Source organism: Streptococcus mitis (assembly GCF_905187535.1).
GTDB lineage: Bacteria > Bacillota > Bacilli > Lactobacillales > Streptococcaceae > Streptococcus > Streptococcus mitis_BS.
In genome coordinates, this window is sequence record NZ_CAJJIE010000059.1 from 168,941 (window position 1) to 194,077 (window position 25,137).

Consider the following 25,137-nt stretch of genomic DNA (forward strand, 5'->3'; position numbering starts at 1 on the left):
TGTTTCACTTTCTATTGTTTATATCTTTAAAATCTGCGTCTTCATGCTCCAAGAGCCAAGCTTTCTTTTCCACTCCTGCAGCATAACCTGTCAGACGCTTGCATGCTCCCAGCACACGATGACAAGGTACTAGGATAGACCAAGGATTGCGTCCTACCGCTCCGCCAATTGCTTGAGCAGAAGCCACTTGCAGATCTTGGGCTATTTGTCCATAGGTCACTGTCTGACCATAAGGAATTCTCTGTAAATAGGACCAAACTCGCTTTTCAAAATCCGTTCCGATTGGAGCCAAGGGCAAGTTGGATAAATCCTGAGACTTACCTTTAAAGTAAGCATCTAAGCAAGTAATAACTGGGTCTAAAATGGGATGACTAACAACTGCTTCTATCGTCTCATCTCCTAGTCCCCTCTCAAAATGCTTCTGCTCCTGAACCCAAATGCCATACAGATATTGCTCGTCAGCAACCAAAGACAAGGTTCCTATTGGCGAAAAGTAGAGCATTTTTACGTACTTCTTTTGCATTATTTCTTCAATTTTTGATAGGCCAAGCGTTCGCCATCAACTGGAACCTTACCAACCTGTTTAAAACCGAGTTTTTCAAAGATATGCTGCATGGCCTCGTTTGCAACATGCGTATCTGAGCGAAAATCTAGGTAATCAAATCCTTCAATCAAGCCTTCTAGGAAAGTCTGAGCAACCCCCTGTCCCTGCACATCTGCTGCCACAGCAATACGGTGAAAGACTAGGTACTCTGACTCTCCAGATTGCCATTTTCCTTCATAAATGGCTTCATAGGTTGCCTCTGGACTCTTGGTCACGGCTGCATAAGCTAGTAATTCTCCCTCTTCCAAGGCTACGTAGGCTTGACCTGAGATAATATCCTCAGTAATAATATCAGCATTTGGATAACCATTTTGCCACTGGTCACTACCAACATCTGCTAAACATTTTTTAGCATCTTCCATCACCTGCATGATGGCATCTACTTCATTTGGAAAAGCTAAACGAATCTCCATCTTTTCTCCTCATTTCTGACTAGTTTCTCCCATCATAGCATAATTTAAGTCTTTCTACAAGCAGTTAAAACTTGACTTTCTATTTCTATTATTTTATAATCTAGTTATTAAAACTAGATAAAAAGGAGTTGAAAATGAAAACTACCTTTTCCTACCCCAAATGGGCAGAAATTCCAAACATTGACCTCTATCTGGACCAGGTTTTGCTCTATGTCAATCAGGTCTGCTCCCCTATCTCTCCTGATAAAGACAAGGGCCTGACAGCATCCATGGTCAACAATTATGTGAAACATGGTTACCTAACAAAGCCTGACAAGAAAAAATACCAACGCCAACAGATTGCCCGTCTGATTGCTATCACAACCCTCAAGTCGGTATTCTCTATTCAAGAAATAGCTCAGACACTTAATACTCTCCAAACTCAAGCAAGTTCAGACCAACTCTACGATGCTTTTGTGGACTACATGAACCAAGGAATTGACCCAGCTAACCCCATTATCCAAACCAGCTGCCAAACCGTTAAACTCTATCATCAAACCCTAGCCTTAATCGATCATACTCAAGAGGAGGTAATCCAATGAACACTAGTCTTAAACTCAGCAAACAACTCAGTTTCGGAGAAGAGATTGCTAATAGTGTGACCCATGCCGTAGGTGCAGTCATCATGCTCATCTTACTGCCTATTTCATCAACCTATAGTTATGAGACACACGGATTTTTATCCTCTATCGGCGTTTCCATTTTCGTTATTAGTCTCTTTCTCATGTTCCTATCATCCACCATTTATCACTCTATGGCCTATGGTTCGACCCACAAATATGTCTTGCGAATCATTGACCATTCTATGATTTATGTTGCTATTGCTGGCTCTTATACACCTGTCGTACTGACTTTGATGAATAACTGGTTTGGCTATCTGATTATTGCTATCCAGTGGGGAACGACCATCTTTGGTATTCTCTATAAAATCTTTGCTAAAAAAGTCAATGAGAAATTTAGCCTTGCTCTTTACCTGATTATGGGCTGGTTGGTTCTGGCTATCATTCCTGCCATTATCAGTCAAACAACGCCAATTTTCTGGAGTCTCATGGTAACTGGCGGACTCTGTTATACAGTTGGAGCTGGATTTTACGCCAAGAAAAAACCTTATTTCCACATGATTTGGCATCTCTTTATCCTAGCAGCATCTGCCCTCCAATACATTGCCATTGTTTATTATATGTAAAAAAGTTGAGAATTTTTTCTCAACTTTTTTCTTTACACATATTGATAAAGTACTGGTGCAAGCGCACATCATCAGTCAATTCTGGATGAAAAGAAGTTACCAGCATATTTTTTTCTTGGGCTGCAACGATTTGATTATCAACTGTTGCTAGAATTTCTACATCTTCTCCAACACTACTGATAATTGGACCACGAATAAAGGTCATTGGAATCTGACCGACTCCCTTACATTCTGCTTCCGTGTAGAAACTTCCTAGTTGGCGCCCATAGGCATTGCGCTCGACTACCATATCCATAGTTCCTAGATGACTCTCTTCCTGAGAAGTAATTTCCTTAGCTAAGAGAATCAAGCCTGCGCAAGTACCAAAAACGGGAAGTCCAGAAAGAATGGTTTCTCGAATAGGAATCAGCATGTCCTGCTCACGTAAGAGCTTGCCCATGGTTGTAGACTCACCACCAGGTAATATCAAACCCGACAAATCACTCTGATGTTTCTGAAAATCATCTAGATTTCTGATTTCAACACTCTCGACACCTAATTGATCTAGCACTTTTGCATGTTCTGCAAAGGCCCCTTGCAAGGCCAATATTCCGATTTTCATCTATTTTCCTCGCTCAGCCATGAGGATTTGGATCTCATTTTCATTAATACCCACCATGGCTTCTCCTAAATCTTCAGAGATTTGAGCTAAAATTTGAGGATTTCGGAAATTAGTTACCGCTTTGACAATGGCACTCGCTCGTTTAACAGGATCTCCTGACTTAAAAATACCTGAACCGACAAAGACACCCTCTGCCCCTAATTGCATCATCAGCGCAGCATCTGCTGGCGTTGCAACGCCTCCAGCAGCAAAGTTTACAACAGGCAATTTTCCATGTTCATGGACGTATTGAACCAATTCTACAGGTACTTGCAAGTCCTTAGCAGCAACATAAAGTTCGTCCTCTCGTAAGTTTTGAATACGGCGAATTTCCTGATTCATCATACGCATATGACGAACAGCTTGAACAATGTCTCCTGTCCCTGGTTCTCCTTTGGTACGAATCATAGAAGCACCTTCAGCGATACGACGCAAGGCTTCACCCAAATCCTTAGCCCCACAGACAAAAGGAACTTGGAATTCTTTCTTATCCACATGGAAACGGTCGTCTGCTGGAGATAAAACTTCACTCTCATCGATATAGTCAATCTCAATAGCCTCTAAAATCTGAGCTTCAACAAAATGCCCGATTCTGACCTTGGCCATTACTGGAATACTAACCGCTTCTTGGATTTCCTTAATCATCTTTGGATCACTCATACGGGAAACACCACCAGCTGCACGGATATCAGCTGGAATCCGCTCCAAGGCCATAACAGCAGCCGCACCAGCAGCTTCTGCAATGCGGGCCTGTTCAGGATTCTGAACGTCCATGATAACCCCACCTTTGAGCATCTGTGCCAAGTTTTTATTTAGTTCATAACGATTTTCAGTCATTTATTTTATCCTCATTATTTATATTGGTAGCTACCATTTCATTTTAAGTTAGATTAAAATGAAGTACAAGATAAAAAAAACGTAATTGTGTGGGTACAGATTGGCTAAAAAAACTATCTGACCTTAGCTTAAGGCCAGATAGTTCATCAAATTTTATTTTTCAGCTGTAAGGGCAGCCATTGTGATGTAGTTATATGGTTTGTTGAAGTGTGGCAAGAAGAATAGGTCTGTCAATGCCAATTTATCAATTGTCACATGTTCTTGGATAGCAAGTGAGAACATGTGGATTCCCATGCTGATTGCAGAATCGCGTGAAACCATTTGTGCACCAAGAATTTCACGGCTATCTTTGTCAAAGACAATCTTGATGGCTACTTCATGGTTATCATGTTTCATGAATTCTGGTTTTTGAAGATCGTTAAAGCCTGTTTCAGTTGCATTGTAACCAGCAGCTTTAGCTTTTTCAAGAGTCAAACCAGTTGAAACCATGTGAAGACCGTAGATTGAGATACCGTTTGATCCTTGAACACCGATTCCTTCCAATTCATGTCCACATGCGTTATATGCACCAACGATACCAGTACGAACAGCGTTTGAAGCAAGCGCAATGTAGCTAGTGTCTTTACGAGCGTTGTCATAAACAGTCGCACAGTCACCTACTGCGTAAACGCCTGGGATAGATGTTTCTTGTTTTTTGTCTACAAGGAAGGCACCGTTACGGAAGAGTTCAATTTTTCCATCAGCAAGGGCTGTGTTTGGACGGAAACCAACTGCAAGGATAACCATATCCACATCAAAAGTTTCTTTATCAGTAATCAAGCGTTCAACTTTACCGTCACCCTCGATTGCTTTAACAGTTTGACCAAGCGCCAAGCGGATGTTGTGGTCTTCCAAGTTCTTCGCCATCATTTGTGTGAAGTCTTTGTCATAGTAACCGTTCAAAACAGTATCAACGATATCAACAAGGACAACTTCTTTTCCAAGACGTTCAAAGGCTTCAGCAAGTTCAACACCGATATAACCACCACCAACAACGGCGATTCGGTCAAGGTGTTGACTCTTATCAGACAATTTGTGAATCACTTCTTCAGCGTTTTGGTACAATTTCACAAATTGTACGTTTTCAAGAGTTGCTTTAAATTCACGGTTTCCTTTAACAATTTCAACACCTTCGATTGGTGGCAAGATTGGTGTAGAACCTGTAGCGAAAATCAATTTTTCATATGATTCTTTGTGCTCTTTTCCTTCAACTTCCGCTGTAACTACTTTGTTATCATAGTCTATTGAAAGAACTGGTGAATTCATGTATACCTTAGCACCTTTAGCTTCCAATTTTTCTTTATCAGAATAGAACAAGCCTTCAGCACCGTCAATTTGTTCACCAATCCAGAGGGCCATTCCACATCCTAGGAAAGAAATGTTAGAGTTTTGGTCAAATACAACGATTTCGTTCTCATTTCCAAAGTTATCCAACATAGTGTTAATACATGCTGTACCAGCGTGGTTAGCACCAACTACAACGATTTTACTCATAGAAAAATTCCTACCTTCAATTTTAAATTTACCTTTCTAGTATAACATTTACTGTTAGCGTTTACAAGAGTTTAGCTAATTTTCCCGTTTTTTTTGTAAAAAAATGTAAATAATCTGTATTTTATCAGTCTTTCTTACAATTACTCTTTATTTTCTGAGCATATTTCTTGACAAGTTTACAAATTTTATTTGTGAAAACGCTGACTTTATGGTATGCTAGTATCATGAAAAGAAAATGTAAGGGGTTAAATTTAATATAAATTTACTATATTTCAGTCTTCTTTTCATAAAAGAAAGGAGTTGGTAGCTTGCCTCTTAGTTCACATTCCGAACGGCTAATGGGGACTACTATCACTATTTCATTAGTAGATGAGCGAGCCGATAGCTTGATCCAGAAATCCTTTGATTTACTCAGAGAGCTCGAATACCGCTTCAATGCCAATAGCCAAGAATCTGAGTTGATGGAAATCAATCATCAAGCTGGAATAGCCCCCGTCAAGGTTCATCCAGACCTGTTCGAACTGATTTCACTTGGATTAGAGCATAGCCTAGCGCCCTCTAGCCATCTCAATATCAGCATTGGCCCATTAATTCAAACCTGGCGTATCGGTTTTTCAGATGCCAAAGTGGCCCAACCTCAAGAAATTGAATCGGTTCTACCTTTAATCAATCCTCACTCTATCGAGTTAGATTCTTCCACTTCCACTGTATTCTTGAAGCAGAAAGGAATGAAGATTGATCTAGGTTGCTTAGCTAAGGGTTATAGTGCGGATAAGGTTGCCCAATTTCTTAGAGAAGAGGGAGTGACTTCTGCCTTAATTAATCTGGGAGGGAATATCCTGACCATTGGAAAAAATCAGGCAAGAGGGGATCAGCCTTGGCAAATCGGGATTCAAGACCCAGTCAATCCTAGGGGAAATCACTTAATGACTATCCCTGTTGTCAATAAATCTGTCGTGACTTCAGGCATTTATGAACGTCACCTGACAGTCGATGGAAAAGATTACCATCATATTTTTGACAGTCAAACAGGTTATCCTGTTGAAACGGAACTAGCTAGTCTAACAATCATCTCTGATAAATCAGTCGATGGCGAAATCTGGACAACTCGTCTTTTTGGAGAAAGACCTGCTTCTATCCTCTGGCAAGTCGAAAGTTTAGAGGGCATCGAAGCTATCCTCATCGATAAAGAAGGTCACTTAAGCTGTTCTTCAGGAATTCCTACTCTATAGAAATAGATATTTCAATGGAGTTCTAAAATCGTATTATGTAAAAAGAGAAAGGAAATCTCATGTTAAAACTTATTGCTATTGTTGGAACAAATTCAAAACGTTCTACAAACCGCCAATTGCTTCAATACATGCAAAAACACTTTGCTGAAAAAGCTGAAATTGAACTTGTTGAAATTAAAGACATTCCTGTCTTCAACAAACCAGCTGACAAGCAAGTACCTGCTGAAATTTTAGAAATTGCTGCTAAAATTGAAGAGGCAGATGGCGTTATTATTGGTACTCCTGAGTATGACCACTCTATCCCAGCTGTTTTGATGAGCGCTCTTGCTTGGTTGTCTTATGGTATCTATCCACTTTTGAACAAACCAATCATGATTACAGGTGCTTCATATGGTACGCTTGGTTCATCACGTGCCCAATTACAACTTCGCCAAATCTTGAATGCCCCAGAAATCAAAGCAAGTGTCCTTCCAGATGAATTCTTGCTTTCACATTCTCTTCAAGCCTTCAATCCAAGTGGAGATCTAGTGGATCTTGATGTTATCAAAAAATTAGATGCCACTTTTGACGACTTCCGTATCTTTGTAAAAATTACAGAAAAATTGCGCAACGCACAAGCCCTACTTCGCAAAGATGCTGAAGACTTTGACTGGGAAAATTTGTAAGATAGGAGACCAAAAAGAATGAAATTTGTTGGACTTGTAGGATCAAACTACGATCAATCATATAACCGTAAACTCTTGGAATTCATCCGTCGTCACTTCAAACTCAAATTTGAATTAGAAGTTCTCGAAATTGATGAAGTTCCAATGTTTAACCAAGACGAAAAATGGGACGAAAGCTTCCAATTGCGTCTCTTGTATAACAGAATTACGCGTGCTGATGGTGTCATTATTGCTACTCCTGAGCACAACCACACAATCTCAGCTTCTCTTAAATCAGTTCTTGAATGGCTTTCATACGAGGTTCATCCATTTGAAAACAAACCAGTCATGATTGTGGGAGCTTCTTACTACGACCAAGGTACTTCTCGTGCCCAAGTTCACCTTCGTAAGATTCTTGACGCTCCAGGTGTCAATGCCTACACTCTTCCAGGAAATGAATTCCTTCTTGGTAAAGCTAAAGAAGCTTTTGATGTTAATGGAAATATCACGAATGAAGGAACTGTTAATTTCCTTGAAACATGCTTGGACAACTTTGTAAAATATGTGGGAGTCGTTTCAAAATTGAAAAAACCAAAACCAATTGAGCCAGAAGATTTATATTGTACAAATTCAATTGCAACTACTATCCAAGGTGTTGATCCAGATGATCCTGAATGGGTAGAAAAAGCTGCTGAACTTGTTGGAGCTGTTTCTGGAGATACTTACGTTAAATTAGACCACGGTATCTTGACAGTTAACCAACTTGACATGTTCTTGAAAGCAATGCCATTTGAATTGACATTTGCAGATGATAATAATCAATTCTTGTACTTTAATAACGCACACCAAGACCCAGATACAATGTTTGGTAAACGTGTCCGTGCTCAATCAGGAAATAGATTAGGAACAGTACACGGTACATTGCCAGATTCTAGAATGAAAAACGTTGAATGGGTTGTCGGCGTATTGCGTAATGGGGACCAAGAATATGTCCGTACAATTGTGCCAGGAACACCAGAAGGCGTTATTAATACCCATAATTACCAAGCAATGTACTATCCAGATGGTTCATATGCCGGAATTAATGAAATCATCTTTAATTTCCAACCATGGCTTGACTGGTACCTCAATACAACTGGTCAACGTCTAGTCGGTGGAAATGCTGCAGCTCCTGCTAGCGGACATGGTCACGGCGATGCAGATGCTACATCTGGAGCTTCTGATGCAGGTGATGCTGGAGGTCACGGTGGTGGCGCAGACGCTACATCTGGCGCAAGTAACTAATAATAGTTTTAGGAACCATTTTGGTTCCTTTTTAAGTGATAAAAGACTAGCAGTTTGTGTCTGCTAGTCTTTTGGTTATTATTTTATCTATCCTTGTTAAAAGAAAGAATACTTATTATGAATTTGGATCATCGAGACTACGGCCATGTAAACCTTTTTCACGTTGTACCTGACGTAGTTTCTCTGGTGTAACATCATTTCCTTCTTCATCCACAATTTTTATTCCCTCGATGTGGTGACGAACAGTGCGACGATAACCTTCGATGTACTCCTCACGTAGTTTGGCTTGTTCTACTTTTTCTTCTGGGGTCAAGCCTTCTATTTTTTTCTTTTTGGCAAGCTCGTTGATACGATCAATTTTTTTAGGATCCATGTTTCTCTCCTTTATGATAGGATTTAATCCGTTTAACAGATTTTATTTGGTATTGATTTGGTTAAAACGTGCAAGTTTAGCTGCTTTTTGAGTTAAATGAGACAAGATAGCCAAACGATTTTGACGGACAGCCTGATCTTCGGCCATAACCATGGTATTCTCAAAGAATGCATCAATGACTGGGCTAAGAGCAAAGAGTTGTTTCAATTGCTGACTGGCAGATCCTGATAAAATAAGTGATTCTACTGCTTCCGCCAAGGCTTTCTCTTGGTCATTCTCAAAGAGAGCTGAATCAACTGTTGCAACTCCTTCTACCTTTTCAGCCAAGTTAAAGGCACGAGAAAGTGATTCAACAGATGGTTTGAAGTCTTCTTCCTTGCTTGCTTCTACGAGAGCACTTGCTGCTTCCAACATATCCGCCACAACAAAGTTTGATCCTGCAAGAACGGCTTCCTTGATATCTTTTGGAGTAGAACCCATCATCTTATCAACACGAGCCTTGATAAAATCCATAACCTCTGCCTTATTTTCATAAGTCAAGCTATCAAATTTCAATGCATAAAGGCTATCTATCAGCTCGTCCATAGCAATGTGCCAACCAAAGGCATCCAAGATACGAACAACACCTTGGGTCGCACGACGAAGGGCATAAGGGTCATTAGAACCTGATGGAATCAAGCCTACTGAGAAGAAACTCAAAATCGTATCCAATTTGTCTGCAATGGCTAGAATGGCTCCAACCTTGCTCTCTGGAAGTTCTCCTTCAGCTGAAGTAGGCATGTAGTGTTCACGAATAGCAGCTGCCACCGCTGGAGTTTCACCAGCAAGAAGGGCATATTTCTCACCCATAATTCCTTGGAGCTCGTCAAATTCGCCAACCATACCTGTCAACAAGTCAAACTTGTAAATGGCTGCTGCACGAGCTAAGTCAATCGTTTCATCCGCTGACAAACCAGCTTTTTCTGCCAAGAGAATAGCAATCTGCCCCGTACGAATCATGTGTTCACGAAGGGAACCAATCTTCTCATGGAAGGTGACATTGTTTAATTTTTCAACAAGATCTGAAATCACCAATTTTTGGTCTTCACGCCAGAAGAATTCACCGTCTTCTAAGCGAGCTACTAAGACTTTTTCATTTCCTTTAATGACATTTTCCAAATACTCTGCGTTTCCGTTACGAACAGAAATGAAGTTTGGCAATAGTTTACCGTCTTGATCACGAACAACAAAGTAACGTTGGTGTTCTTTCATTGAAGTCACCAAAACTTCTTCTGGAACTTCAAGGTATTTGGCATCAAAACTTCCCATAAAGGCAGTTGGGTATTCAACCAAGTTCAAGACTTCATTCAGCAAATCAGCATCAATCTCGATGCGTACACCATGCTTAGCTTCGATTGCCTTGATTTGGTCAACAATCATTTGCTCACGTTCACGTGGATCTGCGATTACAAACTGCTTACGAAGATTTTCTTCATAGCTCAATGCTGACTGAATTTTGGTTTCTTTCCCCAAGAAACGATGACCACGGCTGACACGATCTCCCTTGATATCAAGGAAATCCAAATCAAATTCTTCTTCATCTAAAAGAACAGTTAAAGTGTGAACAGGACGAATGTATTCAAAGCTATTTCCAGCCCAGTGCATACTGACAGGGAAAGTCAAGGACTTCAAGACATCTACAACACCAGGAACAATTGCTTCAACTGCTTGACCAATTTCTTCCTTGGTAACATAGACATATTCTTCACCCTTGATTTCACGGAATTCGATATCTTCAACAGTCAATCCTTTTCCACGAACAAATCCTTGAGCTGCTTTGGTAAAATTTCCATCACTATCCAAGGCAATTTTCTTTGCTGGCCCCTTAAAATCTTCAGTCAAATCAACCTGTTTGTCTGCTAAACCAGTAACTCGAACAGCCAAACGACGTGGTGTTGAGAAGGTTTGAATAGCTTCAAAAGACAGGCGGTTTTCCTTGAGGAAGGCTGCCATTTTTTCGCCTAGTTGTTTTTCACTTGGTGTGACAACATAGGCTGGTAATTCTTCAAGACCGAGTTCTACTAATAAGTTTTTTGTCATGTTTTTTCCTTTACATTTTCTTCAATCTTTTTTGATATGCACCTTAGGTACTGGGGACGTCGCTAACTAACTTTGTGAGTCTGTATGGAAATCTAATACTAAATTGATCAAGATTTCCAACAGTCTCATCAAAGTGGATTTAGCTGACTAATTTTTGAACCTAAGGTTTCAAAAATCCCCACATAACAGTACGGCGGTGCATATCCCTCTAGCAAGTCTTCGACTTGCCTCTAACGATTTTAGAGCACAATATTACTCACTATTCTGCGTCTTCTGCTAAGAGTTTAGCTCGTGTTGCTTCATCCAAAAGTGGGTAGCCTAGGCGTTTTCGTTCTGCGACAAAGGTTTTAGCTACGACACGGGCCAAGTTACGGATACGGGCGATATAGCCTGCGCGTTCGGTTACAGATACGGCACCACGCGCATCAAGCAGGTTAAAGGTATGTGAACATTTGAGAACATAGTCATAGGCGGGGTGAACCAAACCTTCTTCCAAAGCACGACCAGCTTCTTTTTCAAACTTATCAAAGTTTTCAAGCAACATTTCTTGATCAGAAATTTCAAATGAATATTTTGAATGCTCGTACTCAGGCTGGATGAAGATTTCTCCGTATTTTACACCATCAGCCCACTCGATATCATAGACAGAGTCTACTTCTTGAATGTAAGAAGCCAAACGCTCCAAACCATAAGTAACTTCTGCAGTCACAGGGCCAGTTGCCAATCCACCGACTTGTTGGAAATAAGTGAACTGAGTAATTTCCATCCCATCAAGCCAAACTTCCCAACCAAGACCAGCTGAACCAGTTGATGGGTTTTCCCAGTTATCCTCAACAAAACGGATGTCGTGCTCCAAAGGATTGATTCCCAATTTTTCCAAAGACTCAAGGTAAAGTTCTTGGATGTTTGATGGAGATGGCTTCATGACCACCTGGAATTGGTGGTGTTGGTAGAGACGGTTAGGATTTTCTCCGTAACGACCGTCAGCAGGACGACGTGATGGCTCTACATAAGCTGCATTCCATGGCTCAGGTCCGATAGCACGAAGGAAAGTGTAAGGACTCATTGTCCCCGCACCTTTCTCATTATCATAAGCCTGCATAAGCATACAACCTTGGTCATTCCAAAATTGTTGCAAAGTCAAAATAATTTCTTGAAATGTTAATTTCTTAGACATTCTTTTCTCCTTTAATTTATATTATCTTTTTAAAGTTATTTATCAAGCAACCAAGAAAAAGCTGGGTCCTGAAAAATATGACGTTTAGGAACAGTTTGTAAATTCTGATCGCATTCATCTATTGTACCTAATTTAAAAACACAGACTTCTGGTATATTTTCTTGAACAGTGAAAATTTGACTATGACAGTTCTGGCAGTAATAACGCTGTTTTCCTGGAGAAGAACTATAGGAAACAAGCTTTTCTCTTCCATGCAATACTAGCTTTTCACTGCTAACTTTAGCATTAACTGTATAGGCAGACGCAGTTGCTTTCCGACAAAATGAGCAATGACAAAAAACTAATTCCGATAATTCCTCATCTAGAGTGTAGGTCACTGCTTTACATAAACAAGATCCTTTAAGCATTATGCTCCTTTCTACTTAGGCATTAGACGAATTCAAAAAGAACCGAATTTCAACACCCAAGCCTTGCGACTAGGGGCGTCAGAAACGCGGTTCCACCCTAATTTATTACTTCATTGTTTTTAAAAATATTACAGAAAGCGCCAGTTCTTTATTTTGCCCTACTTGGCTCCCACTATCCCAAGTTCGCTTGAAGAACGCCATAAGACTTTCTTTCCTGCTGACTATTATATCAAAAATTAGCACAATGTACAATTCTTTTTATGATTTTCTAGAAATCCATATCATCAACTCGTGGAGCACCCGACTGGACAGCTATCGTTTTTAAGGTTTCTCGCTCCTCATGACTCAGTTCAATTGCAAAGCAATCAAGATTAGCCTGAATACGAGATGCTGTGACAGATTTTGGAAGGGGTAAAAATCCTTCTGCCAAGCTCCAGGCCAAGGCTATTTGAGCAACAGTCTTTCCGTGATTTTCAGCTATTTCTTGCACTTGCTTGCTATCAAACAGTTCTCCCTGACCAAAAGGTCCCCAAGCTTCCAATAAAATTCCTTTTTCTCGACAGTAATCTACCACTTCCTCTTGATACACACCTGGCGCCAAACGAACTTGATTGACCGCTGGAAGAATTTTTGCTGTTTCAAGCAAGGCATCCAAATGATGGGGAAGAAAATTACTAACACCAATAGCACGGATTTTGCCTTCTAGGTAAAGATCCTCCATCGCTCTCCAAACTTCTGAATTTCGGATTTTCCAGTGGTTATTTTCTCTGAGTGGTTTTGGATTTGGCCAATGAATCAAATACAAATCCAAATATCCCAAGCCCAGCTTCTCTAAAGACTCTTCAAAAGCCTGACGAGCTTGCTCATAGTTGTGATTTGTATTCCAGAGTTTACTGGTTACAAAAATTTCCTCACGCGGAACGCCACTATCTTGAATAGCACGACCAATGCTTTCTTCATTTTTATAAATAGCTGCCGTATCGATATGGCGATAGCCTGCCTTTAAAGCCTCTAGAACAGCTTGATAGGCAATCTCTCCATTTTCAGCTTTCCAGGTTCCAAATCCCAGTACTGGAATCGTAACACCATTATTTAAAGTATAAGATTTCATTATTTTTCCTTTCTATGAGAAGAAAATCCAAAGAGCCAAATTTTCAAGGAAAACTTATCTCTTTAGATTTTGTGTATTATTGATTGCGGTCGTAGTAGAGCTGGTGAGCTTTAAGACGAGTATCTAACAAATCTGGAATGGTCACAAAGTCATAACCTTGGCCTTTCAAATAGTCAATAACCTTCGGTAGAGCATTGACCGTCTCAGCATGGATATCATGCATGAGAATAATAGAACCATTCTTGACTTCGCGTTGAATTTCTGTCAAAATCGCTGCTTCATTTTTGTTCTTCCAGTCCAGACTATCCACATCCCACATAATAAAGCTCAAATCAAGGCTATTGCGAATATCGTCTGTAATGGCTCCATAAGGCGGACGCATAAGTTTAGAACTAGAGCCCAGGACTTTAGTTAGCGCATCCTCAGTATCAGTTATTTGTTTTTTAGCGTCATCAAGCGAAAGTTTTGAAAGCACTGGATGGCTCCAACTATGGTTTCCAATGACATGGCCATCTGCTTTCATGCGTTTCAAAATCTCTTCATTACCAGAAACATTCTTACCTAAAACAAAGAAAGTTGCCTTGATACCATACTTAGAGAGAGTATCTAATGCTTGATTTGTCGTCGCAGGATTTGGTCCATCATCAAAAGTCAAGGCTACTACTTTACGATTTTTCTTTTCATAATAAGCCTTATATAGTTCTGCATCCTTATCTAATAAGTAAGAGGACTGAATAACTTCAAAGAAACTAGATACCGGCAAGGCAATCTCATCTAGATTTTCAACCGCCTGACTTGGATAAAGGATAATCTGACTATCCTTATAATCAAAGTTCCATGCAGACAAGTCTTGGTCAGAGAAGCCTTTAACTATCTGATCAATCTTTTCTTGCTCCAATTTCTTATCCTGTAAGAAAGAAGTGATTTCTTTTAAAAGCTTCTCTTTAGCCTTACTAGCATCTGAAAATAGTTGATCAAGGGTAAAAGGTTTACCATCTTCGGTCAAATGCACTTTCGCTAGACTAGTTTTTTCAGTCTCTTCAACTTTTGACGAAGTTAAGTCATAGACTTGTTTCATCACATTTCGGTTGACAATCCCTTTTAAAGTCGAATCCTGTTTCTCCGCATAATAAAAAACCAGATTTTCCTTGTCTTCCAGATTTTCCTTAATATCCTGTGTCATGATTTCTTTTACAGATGAAATCACTTGCTCCCCTTGTAGAGGATAATAGGCAATCACTTCGGCTTGACCCTTACGAAAATGATTTTTCTGATTTCCCTCACTCAATTGATCATCTTTCTCTTTTTTGAGCGATTCAATCCTTTGTTCAAAACTTTGCTTTGTATATATTTTGTATCCAATCATTGAACCAAGGACACAAATACTTACTGAAAAGATAGCAACTAGGGCTATTAAACCGATTCTCTTTTTATCATGCTCAACACGATTTGCTCTACTTTTATCCATAAGACCATCATATCAAATTAAGGCTATAATTTCAATGATTTTAAAGGAAATAGTATATTAAAAAAGAGAGGAAGTCCCCCTCTTAAGATTTTATTTGACTGCTTCTTTCAAAGCATCTACCTTATCCAAACGTTCCCATGGAAGATCAATATCTGTACGTCCCATGTGACCATAAGCCGCTGTTTGACGGTAAATTGGACGCTTAAGATCCAGCATTTGGATAATTCCTGCTGGGCGAAGATCAAAGATTTGACGAGCCGCTTTTTCAAGTTTGCTTTCAGCTACTGTTCCTGTACCAAAGGTATCGATACGAACAGAAACAGGTTGCGCAACACCGATGGCATAGGCCAATTGCACTTCTGCCTTCTTAGCAAGACCCGCTGCAACGATATTCTTGGCAATATAACGAGCCGCATATGACGCAGAACGGTCCACCTTAGTCGCATCCTTACCAGAGAAGGCACCGCCACCATGACGAGAGTAGCCTCCATAAGTATCTACGATAATCTTACGACCAGTCAAACCTGAGTCCCCTTGAGGCCCACCGATTACAAAACGTCCAGTTGGATTGATGAAGAATTTTGTTTGCCCATCCAAGTAAGAAGCTGGAATAACCTCTTTGATAACCTTGTTAATGACATCATTGTGAATTTGTTCGTTGCTGACTTCTGGATCGTGCTGAGTTGAAATCACGACTGTGTCCACACGTACTGGACGGTCATTTTCATCATATTCAACTGTAACTTGTGATTTAGCATCTGGGCGAAGATAGCTAATTTCACCAGACTTACGAAGTTCTGCCAGACGACGAACCAATTTATGGCTGAGTGAAATTGGCAATGGCATGAGCTCTTCTGTTTCATCCACTGCAAATCCAAACATGAGCCCTTGATCTCCAGCACCAATCAAGTCCAGTGGATCCTGGTCTGCATTTCCACGAACCTCCAAGGCTTCGTTAACGCCTTGAGCAATGTCAGGAGATTGTTCCACCAAAGATGGGTGTACTCCCACTGTCTCAGCAGAAAAACCGTATTCTGTATTGGTATATCCAATCTCTGCAATGGTATCACGAACCACACGGTTAATATCCACATAGGCATTTGTAGAAATTTCACCAAAAACGTGGACAGATCCAGTATATACAGCTGTCTCAGCAGCAACGTGCGCCTCCGGATCCTTAGCTAAAATAGCATCCAAAATCGCATCTGAAATTTGGTCTGCAATCTTATCTGGATGCCCCTCAGATACAGATTCAGACGTGAATAATTTACGTTCTGACATAAAAATGTCCCCCCTTAAAAATAGTGTTATAGAGTTACAAAGTACTGATAGGTATTTTCATTTTCTAAGAGTTACGACGCGAAAGAAATAAAAACGATACTTTTTTATTTCTGAAGCTAGTAAGGCGCATAGGGTGACCGCCTTATAGCGGCAACCGTTGAATGACGAGCGACTACTTTAGAGCCGTCATTCTTTGCGAGTTACAAAGTACTGATAGGAAAACTATTAGTGATAAATGCCTACCATCTTATCGGGACTATATAACTTTATCATTATACCATTTTTAAGCGTAATTTGCAGTCTTTAATGTAGTGTTTCAATGTAGATATTTCGTTCTCATAAATAAAAAAATTGGAGCTCAGCACTCCAACAATTGTTATTAAAATGTTTGACGTTTTGCTTTACGCTCTGCACGACCACGTGCGCGATTTTCAGCGCGCTTGGTCTTGCGGCGTTTTTCATCAACCGCCCATTGAATTTTCTTCTTATAACCTGGTTTGACTTTTTTCTTTTTCTTTTTAACCAAACCAATCATTTCGATATCAAGTTTATCTTGTTTTTTCTCACGGTTGGCACGACGATCACGGTCATAGGTATCTTGAAATTCTCCGTCTTTGACCATCTTAGGAGTAAACTTGATTCCCAATTTCTCCAACTCACGAATATCCGAGTCATCACTTGGCTGATAGAGGGTAATAGCCGTACCTGGTAGGCCATTTCTTCCAGTACGACCAACACGGTGAACAAAGAAAGATAAATCTTGCGGAATGGCATCATTGATGACATGGCTGACACCTTCAATGTCAATCCCACGCGCTGCCAAGTCTGTTGCGACAATGTACTCAAAATCCAGATTTTTCACCTGGTTCATGATACGCTTGCGTTCACGAGGGGCAATATCTCCATGAATCTTCGCTACCTTCAAGCCTTGAGCAGTCAGATATGAATGCAATTCATCAGCACGCATTTTAGTGTTAACAAAAATCATTGCCAAATACGGTTGCATCAACTGAGTTAACTGGTAAATTTGAGCATTCTTGTCACGTCCCTTTGTAGAAATCAACCAATTATCAATGGTATCAGAAATGACCGTTTTGGTCTTGATTTTCTCCATAACAGGATTTGATAAGTATTTTTTCAAGAATGGTTGCAGTTTTTGTGGGATAGTCGCTGAGAAGACCATGAATTGCAAGTCTTTTGGAAGGCTTCCAGCAATCTTATCAACAGTTTCCAAGAATCCCATATCCAAGGTCATATCTGCCTCATCGACCACAAAGGTCTTAGCCTTGTGAATAGCTAGGTCACCAGACTTAACTAAGTCATAAATACGGCCAGGCGTTCCGATAACAATATGAGGCTGGTTACTTGCCAATTTGTCAATCTGGCGAGCCTTATCCGTACCACCCACATAATTAACCACACGAACTTCGACATCTGAGTGGGCTGCAATCTGACGGGCTGCTTGGTAAATTTGAGTAGCTAATTCACGGCTCGGTGCAGTAATGACTGCTTGAACACTATCGTCGGCTTCATCTAATTGCTGGAAAATCGGCAATAGGAAAGTGTGAGTCTTACCCGAACCTGTTTTTGATTCACCGACTAGGTCACGACCTGTCAAAACAATAGGAATCAACTTGTCTTGCACCTCTGTTGGAGTTGTAAATTTCAACTCCTCCAAGGCTTCACTAATATATTTTTTAAATTGAAATTTCGTAAATGACATAATATCCTCGATTCTATCTATCCTATCAATTATACCATATTTTATTCCATTTCAGTAGTCTCACTTATTTAGGCTATTTCTAGTAGCTTCTCTAGTAAAAAAGGCTGGAATTTGTGAATCCCAACCTCTTTTCAGTCATTATTTCCAGTTTAAAATAGCATTCAAGCCATAGTGATCACTCACTTGTGGACTCTTGTTACCATCAAATACGACATGTAAATTTTCCACCGCTAACTCCTTGGTAGTAAAAACATAGTCGATTCGAAGGGGTTCAGTGTTCCCCTTCCATCCATCAATTTCTGGTGGAACAGTATAGCTACCACTTTTATCTTGAGCAACTTCAAATGCGTCTTGTAAGCCTAATGGACTAGCTAAAATAGCTTGGTAACCTTCCTGACCAGCTGGATTGTTGAAATCTCCAGCTAGCAAAAGCGGCTTGTTCAATTCTTTCAAGACAGCTTCAAATCGTGCCCATTCTTCTTGGAAACCTTTATCCCACCAAGAAAGGTGGACACTGGCAACTGCAAGCTCCTTACCATCAACTACAGTTTCAGCCAAGGCAACACGACGAGTATGATAGTCTGTTGGATCATCCACATCTGAAACCAAAATTTCTCTTGCTTCAATAGGTGTTTTAGACAAGATAGCTACACCTTCATGGTAGCGATCATAACCGATATGGTTATAGGCCCAAGTCCAGTAGTAATTTTTCCCTTGCTCAGATAACTTTTCAACCAAGAGTCTAACATAGTGATCTTGGTGAATAGGCTCAGCTGCTGGCAAAGCTTGATAAAGATCATTGACCTCTACCTCTGGCGAGGTGATCTCCTGATTGATTTCTTGGAAACAAATCAAATCATAGTCTTTTTCAAGAATATCTTCAAGCAAGAGCTGGAATTTTTCCTCAGCTTCTTTTTCCATCCAGCTATGAGTATTGAGTGTTAAAAATTTCATGTTTTTCTCCTAAAACAAGAGGTTGGAAAACAGCTTCCAACCTCAAGTATATTACAATTCTACTTTAGCAACTGCTGTTTTAGCTGCAAGAGAACCTGTTTGTTCTAATTTAACTGATTTAATAACATCACCATTTGTGAAGACAACTACTGTTGAAGTTTCACGTCCTGCTGCACGGATAGCATCCAAGTCAGCTGTGACAAGTAAGTCACCTGCTGCAACTTTTTGTCCTTCTGCTACATGAACTGTAAATGGTTTTCCTTCAAGACTTACTGTGTCCAAACCAATGTGAACAAGTACTTCAAGACCTGCTTCAGTCACAAGACCAAGAGCATGTTTTGTAGGGAAGATGCTTGATACAGTACCTGAAACTGGAGATACAATGTTTCCATTTGCAGGTTCTACAGCAAATCCATCACCCATCATTTTTTGAGCAAATACTGGATCTTTTACTTGTTCCAAAGCAACAACTTGACCGTCAGCTACTGAGTATACTTCCTCAGTAAGACCTTTATAGTGAACTGTGTTTTGTTGTGCTTCTGTCATTTGACTTGGAAGAGTTTCAGGAATGATTTCACCTGAATCAAGGATATCTTGGATATCAGATTTCAATACGTCTGCTTTTGGACCGTAGATAGCTTGAACTCCTTGTCCTTTCATGACAAGACCCATAGCTCCTTCTGCTTTCCATTGTTCTGCATCACCGACTTTGTCAGCGTCTTTTACAGTTACACGAAGACGAGTCATACATGCATCAACATCAACGATGTTTGCACGTCCACCAAGAAGGTTGATAATGTTTACAGCTTGAGAACCTGCTGCAACTTTCACTTCGCTGCTAGCTTCTTCTGAACCTTCAGCAGTTTCGTAGTTTCCGTTACGTCCTGGAGTTGCGTAATTGAATTTTTGAATCATGAAGTTTGCGATAAAGTACATGATTACAGCAAAGAGAACAGTTACCCAAATGAAGTTAACGATATCCATACCGATACCAGCGCTAATCGCAATAGGTGTACGAGTCAAGAACTCGATTGAACCGAATGAGTGCATACGTAGGTTTACTACGTCAGCCATAGCGAAGGCCGCACCTTGAACAAGTGAGTAAACAAGATACATAGGTGTTGCGATAAACATGAACATGTATTCGATTGGTTCAGTAACCCCTGTTAAGAATGTTGCAAGAGCTGTTGCAATCATCATACCTTTGTATTTGTGTTTCTTATCAGCATCAACATTACGGTAGATAGCCACAATCACACCCATCAAGATACCGAATGAACCGATCATTTGTCCAACTTTGAAACGAGCTGGGTGAACAGTATCTAACAAGTGTTGGTATTGACTAGCATCAGTACCTTTAAGGTTTACAAGGTCTGTTACCCATGCAAGCCATAGTGGGTCTTGACCAAATACTTGAGTACCTTTAGCTGCACCTGTCAAAATCTCATAAGTACCACCAAGAGCTGTATAGTTCATTGGGATTGTCAACATGTGGTGAAGACCAAATGGCAAGAGCAAACGTTCCAAAGTACCATACAAGAATGGTGCAAGGATTGGAGCAGTTTCTTGTGAGTTAGCAATCCAGATACCAAAGCTATTGATACCTGTTTGAACTACTGGCCAGAATGCAGCAAGTAGAATTGCAGCGATTGCTGAACGAAGAATAACTACAAATGGTACGAAACGTTTCCCGTTGAAGAATGAAAGTGCATCAGGAAGTTTACGGAAATTGTAGTATTTGTTGTAAGCAGTTGCCCCTACAAAACCTGAGATAATCCCTACGAATACACCCATGTTCAAGGCTGGAGCTTCAAGAACACTGATAAAGTAATCAGCAACTTTGATTGAACCACCGAATAGAGTAGTTACCATAGCATCTGGATTTTTCAACATATCACCTGATACACCAAAGATTGTACCAGTAATACGGTTAATCAAGATGAAGGCAAGACCAGCGGCGAAAGCACCACCAGCACGTTCTTTAGCCCAGCTACCTCCAATGGCTAGGGCAAACAAAATGTGAAGGTTACCGATAACCCCCCAACCAATTTGCTCAAGAATTCCACCAGTGATTACAAGTGGTGCAAAGGTTGGGTTAATCATCACGATAGACTTACCGATTGAAATCATCAAACCAGCAGCCGGCATAACCGCGATAACCACCATCAAAGCCTTACCGAATTTTTGCCAAAATTCGAAAGACAAGACATTTTTGAATGTATCTTTCATCATTCAAATCTCCTTTATTTTTATTTAGGCAAACGTTTTACGAAAACGTTTGCACTTTCTATAATTCAATTATACCACTTTAATTTTTTTTGTAAAGGCTTTTATAAAAAAAAGTACACTTTTTTCTAAAATTTTTGTAGAAAAAAAGGAGATAGTAAAATCTCCTCAAATATACCTCTATTGAAATTTAGATTTTCAAGAAACGTCTCATTGAAATTCCTGATCCCAGTGAACCAATGAAAATTCCAATCACAAATAAAAGAGCTATCATCAGTGGACTGAATACTTCTGGTGAAATCATTGAAAGGTTTTGACCAACTAATGACTTATTAACCGATTGGTAAACCATTTTATAAACAATGAAGACTAGAACTGATGGAAGGGTTGCTCCAAGTAAACCAATAAAGGCACCTTCAAGCAAGAAAGGTCCGCGGATATAGCCATTCTTAGCACCTACTAAACGCATGATTTGAATTTCACGACTACGTGAAATAATGGTGATACGAATAGTATTGGAAATCAAGAAGACTGCAATGAAAATCAATAGACCAGCGATAACAAGCCCCCAGACGCGAATAAATGAAGCTAACTTGAACAAGCGTTCTGTATTGGCACCACCATCTTGAACTTCTGACACACCTTCAATTTTTTTAGCCTCTTCTGCTACCGTCTTTACATCACTGGGTGTATTGGTATCTACTATATAGGCATCATAAAGTGGATTAGCATCACCTTCAAAGATTTTCCAGTTGTCCCCCATTGTTTCTGTTAACTTTTCATATTGTTCTTCTTTACTTGAAAAGGTAACACTTTTAACGGTTGACATACCTTTCAAAGCATCATAAACCTTATGATAGTCGTTATTTGTAACAGTTTGGCCTTCTTTTTCAATAGTCTCACTATTATCAGCTACATCCTTACGAATGTATACCATTACTCGGACATTATTTTCAATATCTGTAGCTAGTTTAGCCGTATTAAAGATAACAGATGCAAATATTGCAACCAAGGTCAAAGTAATCATAACTGAACTGACAGCAGCTACTGTCATCCAGCCATTTCGTTTCAAACTTTTTAATGATTCAAATAAATGACGAAAAAATCTACTAATCATCGTATCCATATTCTCCTTTAGCTTCGTCACGAACGACACGACCATTTTCAATGGCAATGACACGGTGGCGCAAGGTATTTACAATCTGACTGTTGTGGGTCGCCATCAAGACAGTTGTACCTTGGAGATTGATGCGTTCCAACAAGTTCATAATTTCCCATGAATTATCCGGGTCCAAGTTTCCTGTCGGTTCATCAGCAATTAATACTTTTGGATTGTTTACAATGGCACGTGCAATTGCAATCCGTTGTTGCTCCCCACCTGAGAGCTCATTTGGGAAAGAACGAACCTTATGCTTCAATCCAACCAAGTCTAAAACTTCCATAACACGTTTTTTGATATTACGGCGACTTTCTCCAATTACCTCCATTGCATAGGCAATATTTTCATAAACAGTTTTCTTTGGTAACAGTTTATAATCTTGGAAGACAACCCCAACACTACGACGTAGAAGAGGGACATCTTTCTTTTTAATTTTAACTAGATTAAAACCAGCAACAGATAAGCTTCCTTTTTCGATTTTTACTTCGCGATACAAAGAACGAATAAAGGTTGATTTCCCAGCTCCTGACGGACCTACGATATAGGCAAATTCTCCTGGTTGAATGCTGACCGAAACACCACGTAGGGCAGTCGTTCCGTTATCATACTTTTTGACAACATCTCTCATTTCAATGATTGACATGTGACTTCCTTTCTATCTTAGCTAATTCGCCACTTGAGATAGGCATCGATAAAACCATCTAGGTCCCCATCCATAACCTTATCAACCTGAGCAACCTCAAAGCTAGTTCGATGATCTTTTACCATAGTATAAGGCGTGAAAACATATGAACGGATTTGGCTTCCCCATGTGATTTCCTTTTTCTCACCCTTGAGGGAATCGACTTCCGCAGCTTTCTTTTCTTGCTCCATTTGATAGAGCTTAGCCTGTAACATTTTCATGGCACGATCTCTATTTCCATATTGGGTACGATCCACTGTAGATTGAACAACAGTCCCAGTTGGAATGTGGGTCAAACGTACACCTGTTGAAACCTTATTGACGTTTTGTCCACCGGCACCACCTGAACGGAAGGTATCCATCTTAATATCATCTTCACGGATTTCCACTTCAATGGTATCATCCAATTCTGGCATCACTTCTACGGATGTAAAAGATGTATGGCGACGTTTGGCAGAGTCAAATGGTGAGATACGGACCAAACGGTGCACACCCATTTCCGACTTGAGAAGGCCATAGGCGTTAGGTCCTTCAAATGATAAGGTTACTGATTTGATACCAGCCTCATCACCAGCTTGATAATCCAAGACTTCTACTTTAAAGCCTTTAGCATTACCATAACGAGTGTACATACGAAGTAACATATCTCCCCAGTCCTGTGCCTCTGTACCGCCAGATCCTGGATGGATTTCCAAGATAGCATTATTATGGTCATAAGGTTCTGACAAAAGAAGGGTCATCTCGTAGCTGGTCATCATCTTATCAAGTTCTGACAACTGTCCAACTAGTTCCTCATGCACTGACTCGTCTTCAGCCAAAAAGTCTAATAAAATTTCAACTTCATCCTGCAACTCTTCCATTTTATGGAAGGTATTGTAGGTATTTTTTAATTCATTTAATTCTTGCGACGTTTTTTGGGCCGCGATATTATCGTTCCAAAAATCAGGTTCTGTCATCTTGTTTTCCAAGATGGCAATCTCTTCCTCTAAACCTTCGAGGTCAAAGAGACCCCCTGAAAGAAGCTAATTTTTCACGATTTGCGTCAATTTTTTGACGAATTTCTGAAATGTCCATAAATACTCCTTTTTTATATCGTTTTATTATACCATAATCTCTTATTTCTTTCCATCTTTTGCTCTACTCCCCTTTTCATGAAAAAAGAAGCCTTGCGGCTTCCCTTCTTACAAAATTTTAGCAGAAGTACGAGTAATCTCTTCTACCTGAATATTTTCAGCTTCAAATTTTTCTTTCAAGGCTGGTAAATCAATTGTTCCATCAATTTGAACTTCGATAATCACCTTACCATCTTTACGCGGAATATTTACTGTATGGGAGATATTCAAATTTTCTTCTGCAATCAAAGAAACAATCTTTCCGAGGACACCCACTTCGTTTTCCGTAACAAAGCGTACACGAATCCCTTCTTCGCCATAACCTGCGATTTCAAGAAAGGCTTGGAAAACGTCACGGTCCGTAATAACCCCATAGACTTGATGGTTATCTACGACAGGAAGAATACCAATCTTGTTTTTCAACATCAGATAAGTTGCATCCTCTAGACTCGCATAGCCTGAAACAGTGACAACATCACGAATCATCACATCTTTTACTTTTGTCTTATTTAGAAGATAATTCATCTCATAGATAGAAAGACTTGTTGCTTTGGATGGACTAGCTTGGGCAATGGTTCCCTCAGTTACCAAACCAACCAATTGATCATTTTCGATAACAGGCAAGCGGTGCAACCCTTGCTCTCTCATCAAATCTGCTGCATGAGATACTGTTGTATCTGGACTAATATAAACTACCTTGCGGGTCATAAAATCTTTAACTGCCATGAGACTTCTCCTTTTCTATTCTTATCCCTATTATACAATCTTTTTGTAAATCTATCAAACGCTTACATTTCTTTTTCAAAATTCAGAAAAGTATGAATAAGCTAGCAAAAAGAGCTCTGAAATCGAGCTCTCTGAATGAATGTAAGAAACGTTTCATTCCATTTTTTCAATTATTAGAAATTAACCTTTTAATGTAGATAAAGATTGCTTTACAATCTATATCTGTCAACTAAAAAGGTCCCCTGGA

The 25,137-nt window shown here is 39.9% G+C and carries 24 protein-coding genes; 5 read left to right on the top strand and 19 right to left on the bottom strand.

The genetic code is table 11. From position 1 onward, the window contains the following. Positions 1-4: 4 nt before the first annotated feature. Complete coding sequence (locus tag JQ841_RS06625; protein WP_020901893.1) at positions 5-523, bottom strand: methylated-DNA--[protein]-cysteine S-methyltransferase; 519 nt, start codon at positions 521-523, stop codon at positions 5-7. Further along, positions 523-1,017 carry a GNAT family N-acetyltransferase gene (locus JQ841_RS06630; protein ID WP_023948272.1) on the bottom strand — a complete coding sequence of 165 codons (495 nt, stop codon included), beginning with the start codon at positions 1,015-1,017 and terminating at the stop codon, positions 523-525. Before JQ841_RS06630 ends, JQ841_RS06625 begins: the two co-directional genes overlap by 1 nt. A 134-nt stretch (positions 1,018-1,151) precedes the next feature. Here JQ841_RS06630 and JQ841_RS06635 point away from each other — a divergent pair, with 134 nt between their 5' ends. Together JQ841_RS06635 and trhA are read left to right on the top strand one after the other, a co-directional pair. Then, positions 1,152-1,598 (top strand): DUF1836 domain-containing protein, encoded by a 447-nt coding sequence (locus tag JQ841_RS06635; protein WP_000858732.1) that lies wholly within the window; start codon positions 1,152-1,154, stop codon positions 1,596-1,598. Continuing rightward, complete coding sequence (trhA, locus tag JQ841_RS06640) at positions 1,595-2,242, top strand: PAQR family membrane homeostasis protein TrhA (protein WP_001098000.1); 648 nt, start codon at positions 1,595-1,597, stop codon at positions 2,240-2,242. Before JQ841_RS06635 ends, trhA begins: the two co-directional genes overlap by 4 nt. A 19-nt stretch (positions 2,243-2,261) precedes the next feature. Here trhA and pdxT read toward each other — a convergent pair whose 3' ends face one another. The 3 genes from pdxT to nox all read right to left on the bottom strand — a co-directional run bounded on the left by pdxT (position 2,262) and on the right by nox (position 5,252). After that, a complete protein-coding gene (gene pdxT / locus JQ841_RS06645; RefSeq protein WP_203180472.1) occupies positions 2,262-2,843 on the bottom strand; it encodes a pyridoxal 5'-phosphate synthase glutaminase subunit PdxT in 582 nt (193 codons plus the stop codon). Then, positions 2,844-3,719 carry a pyridoxal 5'-phosphate synthase lyase subunit PdxS gene (pdxS, locus tag JQ841_RS06650; protein WP_000138517.1) on the bottom strand — a complete coding sequence of 292 codons (876 nt, stop codon included), beginning with the start codon at positions 3,717-3,719 and terminating at the stop codon, positions 2,844-2,846. It abuts the gene before it with no gap. Between the two features lie 153 nt (positions 3,720-3,872). Beyond that, complete coding sequence (nox, locus tag JQ841_RS06655) at positions 3,873-5,252, bottom strand: H2O-forming NADH oxidase (RefSeq protein WP_000036778.1); 1,380 nt, start codon at positions 5,250-5,252, stop codon at positions 3,873-3,875. Positions 5,253-5,560: 308 nt separating this feature from the next. Between nox and JQ841_RS06660 the strand changes: the two genes are divergently transcribed. Genes JQ841_RS06660 through JQ841_RS06670 form a run of 3 tightly spaced genes read left to right on the top strand, consistent with a single transcriptional unit; the run spans position 5,561 to position 8,412 of the window. Continuing rightward, a complete protein-coding gene (locus JQ841_RS06660) occupies positions 5,561-6,484 on the top strand; it encodes an FAD:protein FMN transferase (RefSeq protein WP_203180473.1) in 924 nt (307 codons plus the stop codon). Positions 6,485-6,543: 59 nt separating this feature from the next. Further along, positions 6,544-7,149, top strand: a complete 606-nt coding sequence (locus JQ841_RS06665) for an NADPH-dependent FMN reductase (RefSeq protein WP_000915951.1) — start codon at positions 6,544-6,546, stop codon at positions 7,147-7,149. 18 nt (positions 7,150-7,167) lie between these two features. Then, positions 7,168-8,412, top strand: a complete 1,245-nt coding sequence (locus JQ841_RS06670) for an NAD(P)H-dependent oxidoreductase (RefSeq protein WP_203180474.1) — start codon at positions 7,168-7,170, stop codon at positions 8,410-8,412. 115 nt (positions 8,413-8,527) lie between these two features. Here the strand turns inward: JQ841_RS06670 and JQ841_RS06675 are convergent, their stop codons facing one another. The 14 genes from JQ841_RS06675 to JQ841_RS06740 all read right to left on the bottom strand — a co-directional run bounded on the left by JQ841_RS06675 (position 8,528) and on the right by JQ841_RS06740 (position 24,890). Next, positions 8,528-8,785, bottom strand: coding sequence for a DUF896 family protein (locus JQ841_RS06675; protein ID WP_020903505.1), 258 nt, complete (start codon positions 8,783-8,785; stop codon positions 8,528-8,530). Positions 8,786-8,827: 42 nt separating this feature from the next. Then, positions 8,828-10,864, bottom strand: coding sequence for a glycine--tRNA ligase subunit beta (gene glyS, locus JQ841_RS06680; RefSeq protein ID WP_203180475.1), 2,037 nt, complete (start codon positions 10,862-10,864; stop codon positions 8,828-8,830). 259 nt (positions 10,865-11,123) lie between these two features. Then, positions 11,124-12,041 (bottom strand): glycine--tRNA ligase subunit alpha, encoded by a 918-nt coding sequence (glyQ, locus tag JQ841_RS06685; protein WP_000038733.1) that lies wholly within the window; start codon positions 12,039-12,041, stop codon positions 11,124-11,126. A 35-nt stretch (positions 12,042-12,076) separates the two neighbouring features. Next, entirely contained in the window at positions 12,077-12,448 is a 372-nt protein-coding gene (locus tag JQ841_RS06690) for a GFA family protein (RefSeq protein WP_203180476.1), read from the bottom strand. A 268-nt stretch (positions 12,449-12,716) separates the two neighbouring features. Further along, positions 12,717-13,559, bottom strand: coding sequence for an aldo/keto reductase (locus tag JQ841_RS06695; protein ID WP_203180477.1), 843 nt, complete (start codon positions 13,557-13,559; stop codon positions 12,717-12,719). Between the two features lie 76 nt (positions 13,560-13,635). Continuing rightward, positions 13,636-15,027, bottom strand: a complete 1,392-nt coding sequence (gene pgdA, locus JQ841_RS06700; RefSeq protein ID WP_203180478.1) for a peptidoglycan-N-acetylglucosamine deacetylase PgdA — start codon at positions 15,025-15,027, stop codon at positions 13,636-13,638. A gap of 90 nt (positions 15,028-15,117) precedes the next feature. Further along, the gene (gene metK / locus JQ841_RS06705; protein ID WP_203180479.1) at positions 15,118-16,308 is read right to left on the bottom strand and encodes a methionine adenosyltransferase; all 1,191 of its coding nucleotides are present in this window, start codon (positions 16,306-16,308) and stop codon (positions 15,118-15,120) included. 379 nt (positions 16,309-16,687) lie between these two features. Next, on the bottom strand, positions 16,688-18,031 hold the full coding sequence (locus JQ841_RS06710; RefSeq protein WP_004238723.1) for a DEAD/DEAH box helicase: 1,344 nt from the start codon (positions 18,029-18,031) through the stop codon (positions 16,688-16,690). A 138-nt stretch (positions 18,032-18,169) separates the two neighbouring features. After that, a complete protein-coding gene (locus tag JQ841_RS06715) occupies positions 18,170-18,985 on the bottom strand; it encodes an endonuclease/exonuclease/phosphatase family protein (RefSeq protein WP_203180480.1) in 816 nt (271 codons plus the stop codon). 51 nt (positions 18,986-19,036) lie between these two features. Next, complete coding sequence (locus JQ841_RS06720; protein WP_203180481.1) at positions 19,037-21,217, bottom strand: PTS transporter subunit IIBC; 2,181 nt, start codon at positions 21,215-21,217, stop codon at positions 19,037-19,039. A gap of 184 nt (positions 21,218-21,401) precedes the next feature. Further along, a complete protein-coding gene (gene ftsX, locus JQ841_RS06725) occupies positions 21,402-22,328 on the bottom strand; it encodes a permease-like cell division protein FtsX (protein WP_203180482.1) in 927 nt (308 codons plus the stop codon). Further along, complete coding sequence (gene ftsE / locus JQ841_RS06730) at positions 22,321-23,013, bottom strand: cell division ATP-binding protein FtsE (protein WP_000022260.1); 693 nt, start codon at positions 23,011-23,013, stop codon at positions 22,321-22,323. Before ftsE ends, ftsX begins: the two co-directional genes overlap by 8 nt. 17 nt (positions 23,014-23,030) lie before the next feature. Further along, positions 23,031-24,126, bottom strand: a protein-coding gene (gene prfB, locus JQ841_RS06735) for a peptide chain release factor 2 (protein WP_153195513.1) whose coding sequence is annotated in 2 segments (ribosomal slippage) — positions 23,031-24,053 and positions 24,055-24,126 — 1,095 coding nt in all. Because the reading frame shifts where the segments join, the coding sequence is not laid out codon by codon here. A 107-nt stretch (positions 24,127-24,233) separates the two neighbouring features. Next, positions 24,234-24,890 (bottom strand): CBS domain-containing protein, encoded by a 657-nt coding sequence (locus JQ841_RS06740; RefSeq protein ID WP_203180483.1) that lies wholly within the window; start codon positions 24,888-24,890, stop codon positions 24,234-24,236. Positions 24,891-25,137 lie beyond the last annotated feature (247 nt).

Coding starts and splice junctions, on each gene's coding strand:
- metK (WP_203180479.1), bottom strand. CDS start 16,308: ATGTCAGAACGTAAATTATTCACGTCTGAATCTGTATCTGAGGGGCAT.
- JQ841_RS06695 (WP_203180477.1), bottom strand. CDS start 13,559: ATGAAATCTTATACTTTAAATAATGGTGTTACGATTCCAGTACTGGGA.
- JQ841_RS06740 (WP_203180483.1), bottom strand. CDS start 24,890: ATGGCAGTTAAAGATTTTATGACCCGCAAGGTAGTTTATATTAGTCCA.
- ftsE (WP_000022260.1), bottom strand. CDS start 23,013: ATGTCAATCATTGAAATGAGAGATGTTGTCAAAAAGTATGATAACGGA.
- JQ841_RS06630 (WP_023948272.1), bottom strand. CDS start 1,017: ATGGAGATTCGTTTAGCTTTTCCAAATGAAGTAGATGCCATCATGCAG.
- trhA (WP_001098000.1), top strand. CDS start 1,595: ATGAACACTAGTCTTAAACTCAGCAAACAACTCAGTTTCGGAGAAGAG.
- JQ841_RS06675 (WP_020903505.1), bottom strand. CDS start 8,785: ATGGATCCTAAAAAAATTGATCGTATCAACGAGCTTGCCAAAAAGAAA.
- JQ841_RS06665 (WP_000915951.1), top strand. CDS start 6,544: ATGTTAAAACTTATTGCTATTGTTGGAACAAATTCAAAACGTTCTACA.
- JQ841_RS06625 (WP_020901893.1), bottom strand. CDS start 523: ATGCAAAAGAAGTACGTAAAAATGCTCTACTTTTCGCCAATAGGAACC.
- JQ841_RS06710 (WP_004238723.1), bottom strand. CDS start 18,031: ATGTCATTTACGAAATTTCAATTTAAAAAATATATTAGTGAAGCCTTG.
- JQ841_RS06690 (WP_203180476.1), bottom strand. CDS start 12,448: ATGCTTAAAGGATCTTGTTTATGTAAAGCAGTGACCTACACTCTAGAT.
- pdxS (WP_000138517.1), bottom strand. CDS start 3,719: ATGACTGAAAATCGTTATGAACTAAATAAAAACTTGGCACAGATGCTC.
- pgdA (WP_203180478.1), bottom strand. CDS start 15,027: ATGGATAAAAGTAGAGCAAATCGTGTTGAGCATGATAAAAAGAGAATC.
- glyS (WP_203180475.1), bottom strand. CDS start 10,864: ATGACAAAAAACTTATTAGTAGAACTCGGTCTTGAAGAATTACCAGCC.
- nox (WP_000036778.1), bottom strand. CDS start 5,252: ATGAGTAAAATCGTTGTAGTTGGTGCTAACCACGCTGGTACAGCATGT.
- JQ841_RS06720 (WP_203180481.1), bottom strand. CDS start 21,217: ATGATGAAAGATACATTCAAAAATGTCTTGTCTTTCGAATTTTGGCAA.
- JQ841_RS06635 (WP_000858732.1), top strand. CDS start 1,152: ATGAAAACTACCTTTTCCTACCCCAAATGGGCAGAAATTCCAAACATT.
- JQ841_RS06715 (WP_203180480.1), bottom strand. CDS start 18,985: ATGAAATTTTTAACACTCAATACTCATAGCTGGATGGAAAAAGAAGCT.
- pdxT (WP_203180472.1), bottom strand. CDS start 2,843: ATGAAAATCGGAATATTGGCCTTGCAAGGGGCCTTTGCAGAACATGCA.
- JQ841_RS06670 (WP_203180474.1), top strand. CDS start 7,168: ATGAAATTTGTTGGACTTGTAGGATCAAACTACGATCAATCATATAAC.
- glyQ (WP_000038733.1), bottom strand. CDS start 12,041: ATGTCTAAGAAATTAACATTTCAAGAAATTATTTTGACTTTGCAACAA.
- ftsX (WP_203180482.1), bottom strand. CDS start 22,328: ATGATTAGTAGATTTTTTCGTCATTTATTTGAATCATTAAAAAGTTTG.